Origin of the sequence: Parendozoicomonas verongulae, from assembly GCF_009711465.1 — a bacterium.
GTDB classification, from domain to species: domain Bacteria; phylum Pseudomonadota; class Gammaproteobacteria; order Pseudomonadales; family Endozoicomonadaceae; genus Sansalvadorimonas; species Sansalvadorimonas verongulae.
Genome location: NZ_SMME01000731.1, coordinates 1 through 7,824, shown reverse-complemented (window position 1 = coordinate 7,824; position 7,824 = coordinate 1). Strand labels below are relative to the sequence as shown.

8 protein-coding genes are annotated in these 7,824 nt (G+C 53.3%); 7 read left to right on the top strand and 1 reads right to left on the bottom strand.

Annotated features, from left to right (window positions below):
* The 6 genes from E1189_RS04250 to E1189_RS04225 form a co-directional block, all read left to right on the top strand.
* A partial coding sequence (locus E1189_RS04250) for a Na/Pi symporter (protein WP_155158822.1) occupies positions 1-1,118 on the top strand: 1,118 nt, incomplete at its 5' end.
* 176 nt (positions 1,119-1,294) lie between these two features.
* Positions 1,295-2,908 carry an ABC transporter ATP-binding protein gene (locus E1189_RS04245; RefSeq protein ID WP_155158821.1) on the top strand — a complete coding sequence of 538 codons (1,614 nt, stop codon included), beginning with the start codon at positions 1,295-1,297 and terminating at the stop codon, positions 2,906-2,908.
* Positions 2,908-3,990, top strand: a complete 1,083-nt coding sequence (locus tag E1189_RS04240; protein WP_155158820.1) for an ABC transporter permease — start codon at positions 2,908-2,910, stop codon at positions 3,988-3,990. Before E1189_RS04245 ends, E1189_RS04240 begins: the two co-directional genes overlap by 1 nt.
* A gap of 2 nt (positions 3,991-3,992) precedes the next feature.
* Positions 3,993-4,919, top strand: coding sequence for an ABC transporter permease (locus tag E1189_RS04235; protein ID WP_155158819.1), 927 nt, complete (start codon positions 3,993-3,995; stop codon positions 4,917-4,919).
* 47 nt (positions 4,920-4,966) lie between these two features.
* Positions 4,967-6,064, top strand: coding sequence for a BMP family ABC transporter substrate-binding protein (locus E1189_RS04230; RefSeq protein WP_155158818.1), 1,098 nt, complete (start codon positions 4,967-4,969; stop codon positions 6,062-6,064).
* A 126-nt stretch (positions 6,065-6,190) separates the two neighbouring features.
* On the top strand, positions 6,191-6,676 hold the full coding sequence (locus E1189_RS04225) for a DUF4442 domain-containing protein (RefSeq protein WP_155158817.1): 486 nt from the start codon (positions 6,191-6,193) through the stop codon (positions 6,674-6,676).
* Here the strand turns inward: E1189_RS04225 and E1189_RS04220 are convergent.
* The gene (locus E1189_RS04220) at positions 6,673-6,960 is read right to left on the bottom strand and encodes a GIY-YIG nuclease family protein (protein WP_155158816.1); all 288 of its coding nucleotides are present in this window, start codon (positions 6,958-6,960) and stop codon (positions 6,673-6,675) included. The genes E1189_RS04225 and E1189_RS04220 overlap by 4 nt on opposite strands.
* A gap of 122 nt (positions 6,961-7,082) precedes the next feature.
* Here E1189_RS04220 and arfB point away from each other — a divergent pair, with 122 nt between their 5' ends.
* Positions 7,083-7,496 (top strand): alternative ribosome rescue aminoacyl-tRNA hydrolase ArfB, encoded by a 414-nt coding sequence (gene arfB, locus E1189_RS04215; protein ID WP_155158815.1) that lies wholly within the window; start codon positions 7,083-7,085, stop codon positions 7,494-7,496.
* The last annotated feature ends 328 nt before the right edge of the window (positions 7,497-7,824 follow it).

Genomic DNA, 7,824 nt, shown 5'->3' with positions numbered 1-7,824 from the left:
CACTTCGTCAGTGGGTTACTGTTATTGCCATGATTTACCTCCTGCTGCTGGCAGTAGGTATGATCGGTACCGGTTTCAAATGGGCAGCCGGCGGTGCGGAAGGCGCACGGCAGCTGTTTGCCTTTGCCACAAATCCCTTCATGGGACTGGTTATTGGCACCATGGCCACAGCTCTGGTGCAGTCGTCCAGTACTGTCACCTCAATCATTGTTGGCCTTGTAGGCGGTGGCCTGCCGGTCGCTGTTGCAATTCCAATGATTCTGGGTGTCAACATTGGCACAACCATGACAGCCACTTTAGTGAGTCTTGGAAGCCTGCGGGGCTCCAAGAAAACTTTCCGTCGCTCCTTCGCTGCTGCCACCGTTCATGGTTTCTTTAACCTGATGGCTGTGATCATCTTTATGCCCCTGGAGCTCACGACGGATTTTCTGAGCAAAACCTCCGGCTATCTGGCCCACGCCGTCTATGGTGAGGGCAGCGGCTCGAACATGCACGTGGGTGGTTTTGACTTTATCAAACCCATTACCCGCCCGGTAGTGAGCTGGACGGGCGACCAGCTGGCTTTCCTGCCCCATAACTATGGCGGCGTAGCTCTGGCTCTGCTGGGTCTGGCGCTGGTATTCCTCTCCATCACCCTGCTGGGCAAAACCCTGAAGGTACTGATGGTTGGCCGTGCGAAAGACCTGCTGCACAAAGCTATTGGCGATGGCCCGGTAAAAAGTATTACCTCCGGTGCCCTGATCACTGTTGCGGTTCAGTCTTCTTCAACCACAACCAGCCTGATCGTGCCTCTGGCCGGTAGTGGTGTATTCCGTTTGAAGGATGTGTACCCGTTTGCACTGGGTGCCAACATCGGTACCTGTATTACCGCGCTGCTGGCGGCAACCACCGTAACCGGTGCTCTGGCTATCGAAGGTTTGCATATTGCACTGGTGCACCTACTGTTTAACGCGGCAGCGGTACTGCTGATTTATGGCATTCCTCAGCTGCGGCGCATTCCGTATCGTGCTGCACGCATCTTCTCCCAGAAGGCCAGCCGCAATAAGAGTATCGTGTTTGCCTATATTATCGGTGTCTTCTTTGCTCTGCCGGGTCTGTTGATCCTGATCACCAGCTGAGCTCCCTGATAAGTACCCGGACCATTGCTTACGCACACACAAAAGCCCGAATGGTTTCATTCGGGCTTTTTTCATTGCCGTTCGGGGAATAGTATGAACAAGTACGAAACAATTATGGTATAAAGTCGCCCACAAAGGGCAGCCCCCAAAAACGACAATAATCACGAATAATAACAATGCATAATGCGGAACTGTTCGAGACACGTTCAAAGTCGTCTTCTTCACGTATACGCTGTCAGGGCATCAGCAAAACCTATCCCGGGGTTGTGGCCAACAACGCTGTTGATCTTGATATTCAGCCAGGGGAGATTCACGCCCTTTTGGGTGAAAACGGCGCGGGCAAAAGCACCCTGATGAAAATCCTTTACGGTGTCACCTTGCCAGACGCCGGGCAAATCTGGTGGAACGGTCAACCGGTATCCATCCCCTCCCCCGCCAAAGCCCGTGAACTGGGTATTGGCATGGTGTTCCAGCACTTTTCCCTGTTTGAAACCCTTACCGTCACTGAGAATATTGCACTGGCCCTGCCACCGGGTGAGGCCAGAAACCGTAAACATCTGGCCGGGCGTATTCAGGACATCTCCATTCACTACGGCATCCCTGTTGATCCGGACCGCCATATACACTCTCTTTCGACTGGCGAGCGCCAGCGTGTGGAAATCATCCGCTGCCTGTTACAGAACATCAACCTGTTGATTCTCGACGAACCCACATCCGTACTTACACCCCTGGAAGTTGAGAAACTGTTTGAATCCCTGCGCAAGCTGGCAGCAGAAGGCTGCAGTATTCTGTTTATCAGCCATAAGTTGAATGAGGTTCAGGCTCTGTGCCACAGCGCGACAGTTCTGCGTAATGGCACCGTAACGGGCGCGTGTGACCCGCGCATGTCCTCTGCTCAGGAGATGGCTTCTTTAATGGTTGGGAGCCATACCGAACTGGGGGTGCCTTATCCCAAGGTCAGTGGCGGCGAAAGTGTGCTTGAAATCTCCAGCCTGAACGCAGAACGGGAAGACCCTTTTGGCACCACCCTCAAAAACCTGTCTTTCTGTGTTGGCCAGGGGGAAATTCTGGGCATTGCCGGTGTAGCGGGGAACGGACAAAAGGAACTGCTCAAACTGCTCAGCGGGGAACGTCTTACTCATCAACAAGATACGATTCGTTTCTCAGGTAAGTCGATAGGCCGTTTCAACCCCGCTGCCCGACGCAAAGCCGGCATGGCCGTTGTGCCAGAGGAGCGTTTAGGCCGGGGAGCTGTACCGGAAATGGGCTTGCACGACAATGGTCTGCTCACCGGCTTTCTGGGAGGTTTGATTCGCCGAGGCTTTCTGCGACACAAAAAGATCAACCGGTTTGCGGAGCAGGTGATTCAACAGTTTTCCGTAAAGGCTCACGGTGTAGCAGCTGAGGCCCGCAGCCTCTCCGGTGGCAATCTGCAGAAGTTTATTATTGGCCGGGAAATCTTGCAGGATCCCAAACTGCTGGTGTGCGCCAGCCCCACCTGGGGGGTGGATGTGGGCGCGGCCAACACCATTCATCAAGCCTTGATTGCCTTGCGGGATCAAGGCGCGGCCATTGTGGTGATTTCGGAAGATCTGGACGAACTGTTCCAGATCAGTGATCGCATAGGTGCACTCTGCCACGGGCAGCTCTCCCCTGTTCGGCCGGTACCCGGAACCACTGTAGAACAGGTGGGAAGCTGGATGACGGGTGCGTTTGATGCCACCTCTGTTCCACAGCCAGAAGAACAAATAGAAGAACACCCCCAAGAGCCACAGGAAGCTACTCACTGATGTTGTCTGTTTCCCCTTTGCCTCTTCCCAGGCTGGAAAGGCGACAGCAGGATTCTCAACTGCTGCGCTATCTCTCTCCGGTTCTGGCGATTGGCCTTACTTTGATATCCGGCGCCCTTATCTTTCTCTGGCAGGGGCAAGATCCGCTGGTGGGTTTGTATACCTTCTTTATTTTGCCCATCAGCGACAGCTATGGCATTGCGGAGTTGGGGGTGAAAGCGGCGCCTATGCTGCTGTGTGCTATTGGACTGTCTGTCTGCTTTCGTGCCAATGTCTGGAATATCGGAGCGGAAGGCCAGTTGCTGATGGGGGCGCTGATAGGTTCTGCCGCTGCGTTGTACTTTATGGAATCCGGCAGCCGTTTTGCCCTGCTGTTCACCGTACTGGCGGGAGCCTTTGCAGGTTTGCTGTGGGCAGGGATTCCGGCGGTGTTGAAAAACCACTTCAACACCAACGAGATTCTGACCACCATTATGCTCAACTACATCGCTCTGAACCTGCTGCTGTGGGCAGTACACGGCCCCTTAAAAGATCCGAATGGTTTTAACTTCCCCGAATCTGCTCTGTTTACCGAAGCCGTCACCCTGCCCATTGTGCTGGAAGAGACCCGCCTGCACCTCGGCCTGCCTATTGGCTTGCTGGCAGTGGTTGCCGCCTGGGTGTTACTGAGCCGCACATTTATCGGCTTTCAGTTAAAGGTTGTAGGGCTGGATGCCAGCGCCGGACGCTTTGCTGGTTATCGAGAGAAACGTCTGGTGTATTTCGCTCTGCTCATCTGTGGTGCACTGGCGGGTTTGGCGGGTGTGTTTGAGGTTACCGGGCCCATTGGTCAGCTGGTGCCTCAGGTGTCCCCCGGTTATGGCTATGCCGCAATTATTGTTGCCTTTCTCGGACGACTTCACCCTGTAGGTATTGCCCTCACCAGTTTTTTGATGGCGCTGGTATTTATGGGAGGAGAAATGGGACAGATGGAGCTTGGCCTGCCGCTTGCGCTGGGCAGTCTTTTCCAGGGCATGCTGTTGTTTTACCTGCTGGCCTGCGATGTGCTGATTCATTTTAAATTGCGGGGAGGCAGGGCCTGATTATGGATATCGATCTGATCACCAATGTACTGTTTGCCATGATTCGCAGCGGTACGCCTTTACTGCTGGTTGCCCTTGGGGAAGTGGTGTGTGAAAAATCCGGCGTACTCAACCTTGGCCAGGAAGGCATGATGCTGATGGGGGCCGTGACCGGTTTTATCGTCTCTGTCTCCACCGGTAACCTGCTCCTGGGTGTGATTGCAGGGATGATGGCGGGCGTGGCGATGTCTTTGCTGTTTGGTTCTCTCGCTTTGGGGCTGCGCACCAATCAGGTGGCAACGGGTCTGGCTCTGACGATTTTCGGCACTGGTTTGAGCGCCTTTGTGGGGACCGACTATGTTGGCAAACCTTTGGCAGGCATTGCTCCTCTGGCTATACCACTGCTGTCGGATATTCCCCTGCTGGGTACCGTTCTGTTTCGTCATGATCCTCTGGTTTATACGGCATTGATTCTGCTGACACTGACCTGGGCCTTTTTCCGCTTTTCCCGCCCCGGTTTGATGGTGAAGGCGGTGGGAGAGAACCCGGACTCCGCTACATCCATTGGCCTGCCGGTGCTCACTGTTCGCTGGCTGGCGGTATCCTTTGGGGGTGCTATGGCGGGCCTTGGTGGCGCTTATCTCTCTCTGGCCTACACGCCGCTCTGGTCGGAAGGCATGACCGCCGGGCGGGGCTGGATTGCTCTGGCTCTGGTGGTGTTTGCCAGCTGGCGCATCGGGCGGGTACTGTTGGGAGCCTGGCTGTTTGGCCTGGCCAGTATTATGCATCTGGTTCTGCAGGGGATGGGAGCATCGATCTCCTCCAACCTGCTGGCGACACTGCCTTATCTGGCAACGATTGTCGTGCTGGTGATTTTGTCCAGCAACCAGTCAAAAATTCGGATGATGGCGCCCATGTCGTTAGGGAAGCCGTTTCATTCGCGGATGTAGAAAACGAGAAACCTAAAACAACAATAACCCACAAAGAGCAGACAATTATGAAAATATTCCTGAAACGAACGTGGCTAAAGCGAGCCGCTGTGGCCGCCTTCTCCACATTGATGTCGACTACCGCAATAATGGCAGGCGCTGCAGAAGACAAACTAAAAGTGGCGTTTGTGTACGTTGGCCCTGTCGGTGAAGCGGGCTGGACTTACGGCCACGACGAAGGTCGCCGTGAGATGCTGGACAAACTGGGGGACAAGGTAGAATCCACCTATGTGGAAAGTGTATCTGAAGGCGCGGATGCGGTGCGGGTGATTCGCAAGCTGGCCAAGAGCAATGACCTGATTTTTACCACCTCCTTCGGCTATATGAACCCCACCCTGAAAGTGGCTAAACAATTCCCCAAGGTAAAGTTCAACCATGCCACCGGTTACAAGCGCAGCAAGAACGTAGCCACTTACGCTGCCCGTTTTTATGAAGGCCGCTATGTGACCGGCCTGATTGCCGGTGAAATGACCCAATCCAATGTGATTGGTTATGTAGGCTCCTTCCCTATTCCGGAAGTCGTTCAGGGCATTAACGCCTTTACTCTTGGCCTGCGAGAAACCAACCCCGATGCGGTTGTGAAGGTGGTGTGGATCAACAGCTGGTACGACCCCGCAAAAGAGCGTGAAGCGGCTGAAGCTTTAATTGCCCAGGGTGCCGATATCATCAACCAGCACACAGACTCCCCTGCTCCCGTTCAGGCAGCACAGGACAAAGGCGTACTGGCCTTTGGTTACGACACGGATATGACCCGTTTTGGCCCGGATGCCCACCTCACCGGCAGCCTGGTGCACTGGGGTGACTATTACACGGACGTTGCCAAATCTGTTCTGAACAACTCTTGGACAGCCGAAGACGTTTGGGGCGGTATCAATGCCGGTATGGTGAAGATGGCCCCTTACAGCAAGAAAATTCCTGCCGACGTTGTGGCAGCTGCTGAGAAGGCCCGTACCGATATTGCCAGCGGCGAACTGACCATTTTTGAAGGGCCTATCAAGGCGCAGGATGGTTCCATAAAAGTGGCCAGCGGTGTAAAGCTGAATGATGGCGAGATTCTCTCCATGAACTGGTACGTAGATGGTGTTGAAGGTGAGCTGCCTCAGTAACTTACGATAAATGGGAGAGCCACCTTCTCCCATTCCCTGCAATGCTTTCTATAAACTTGCTCTACAAGGTAACCGAAGGTAACCTGCGACGGCTTGCGCACCAATAATAAAATACGAGGAGTTCCCATGGCCAATCGCATGAGCCGTGCCGTTCACACGCTTAACAAAGCCCCGAAGGGTATGCGCGTGTGGCTGGTCAGCAAGATGCTGGGCAAAACCGTAAAACTGGTAGGCACCACCAAAACACGCATCGAAAAACTCACCAGCAACGAAAGCACTATCACCATTCGCAACCTCAAACGCAACCAGAACCATATTGGCAGCGTACACGCCTGCGGCATGGCGCTGGCGGCGGAGTCGGCCACCGGCTTGATTGTGGGTATGAATGTACCGGACAGCCGTGTACCGGTCATCAAAAGCATGAACATCAACTTTGTGAAGCGCTCCGCCGGTGATATTACTGCCAGAGCCCATCTTACTGAGGAGCAGGTTGCCCTGATTCGCGACACCGAGAAAGGAGAAGTGACCGTGCCCTGCACAGTCACCGATGCCAAAGGCGTTGAACCTATTACGGTGGAAATGATCTGGGCCTGGACACCGAAGCGTCGTTAATCCTGATCGTTCAGTAATTCCTGCAGAGTAACCTGACCGGCCACCAGTTTCTCCTTGGTGGCCTTGTTGTATTTTTTCACACGATACTCGGCTTTCAGTGCCTGAGAGTGGTTCCCGACTTTATCGGAAAAAGCCAGTGTCAGTGGCCTCCGCCCACGGATATAACGTGCAGCCTTACCATTGCCAGATGAATGCTCGGCAAAGCGCCGCTCTACATCGGTCGTGATACCACAGTAAAGACTGTTGTCGTTACAGCGAATGAAATAGAGAAACCAGTCCTTCATTGGGTTTTGTCATCCTTAGCCTTCTAAAGTGAACTTTACCGGCTTTTGTTTATCCCACCAATCGCGGATAATGCCGCCGCCCGGGATAACTACTCAGGCGAATACAAGAAAGGACAGAGAGAATGCTAAGGATATCAACCCATGTCAGTATTCCTGACGACGAGATAGACATCACCGCTATTCGTGCCCAGGGGGCTGGAGGCCAGAACGTCAACAAGGTGTCCAGCGCCATTCACCTGCGTTTTGATATTCACAACTCCACCCTGCCGGATTTTTACAAAACCCGGTTGCTGAAGCTGTCTGACAGCCGCATCAGCAAAGACGGTGTCATTGTGATCAAGGCACAGCGGTTCCGCACTCAGGATAAAAACCGGGAAGACGCTCTGAACAGACTGGCGGAGCTGATTTACTCAGTGACCAAAGTGCACAAAAAGCGTGTGGCCACTAAACCAACCAGAGCATCAAAGGAGCGCCGCTTGAAAAGTAAGGCTAAGCGCAGCAATGTGAAATCCATGCGAGGGCGGGTTTATGACTGATTTAAGAGAACGCTGCGATCTGGTAAGAGGACTTTCACCTCTCAAGTTAAGTGTCATGCCCGGTAGCCCCGCGAAGCGACGAATACCATACTTTTTATAAAGCATTTCCGTGAGTGTAACAAGCCAGTTAGAAACTCTGGCCTAACCATTAGGGAACTTACAAGATAAAAGCTGACTCCAATTATTCAAACATTCAGGGATAATACTTATGTTCAATATGCACGGCAATAGCCAAATCGCTACCAGAAGAAGTAGAGAAGTTGAGGCTTCTGAAGAAAGTCAGCCAGTCGAATTCAAATTCTCGAATTACAAGATAATGCATTTAATC

Excerpts from the sequence above, each read along its gene's own strand:
- arfB (WP_155158815.1), top strand. The coding sequence starts at position 7,083 with ATGCTAAGGATATCAACCCATGTCAGTATTCCTGACGACGAGATAGAC.
- E1189_RS04220 (WP_155158816.1), bottom strand. The coding sequence starts at position 6,960 with ATGAAGGACTGGTTTCTCTATTTCATTCGCTGTAACGACAACAGTCTT.
- E1189_RS04225 (WP_155158817.1), top strand. The coding sequence starts at position 6,191 with ATGGCCAATCGCATGAGCCGTGCCGTTCACACGCTTAACAAAGCCCCG.
- E1189_RS04235 (WP_155158819.1), top strand. The coding sequence starts at position 3,993 with ATGGATATCGATCTGATCACCAATGTACTGTTTGCCATGATTCGCAGC.
- E1189_RS04230 (WP_155158818.1), top strand. The coding sequence starts at position 4,967 with ATGAAAATATTCCTGAAACGAACGTGGCTAAAGCGAGCCGCTGTGGCC.
- E1189_RS04245 (WP_155158821.1), top strand. The coding sequence starts at position 1,295 with ATGCATAATGCGGAACTGTTCGAGACACGTTCAAAGTCGTCTTCTTCA.
- E1189_RS04240 (WP_155158820.1), top strand. The coding sequence starts at position 2,908 with ATGTTGTCTGTTTCCCCTTTGCCTCTTCCCAGGCTGGAAAGGCGACAG.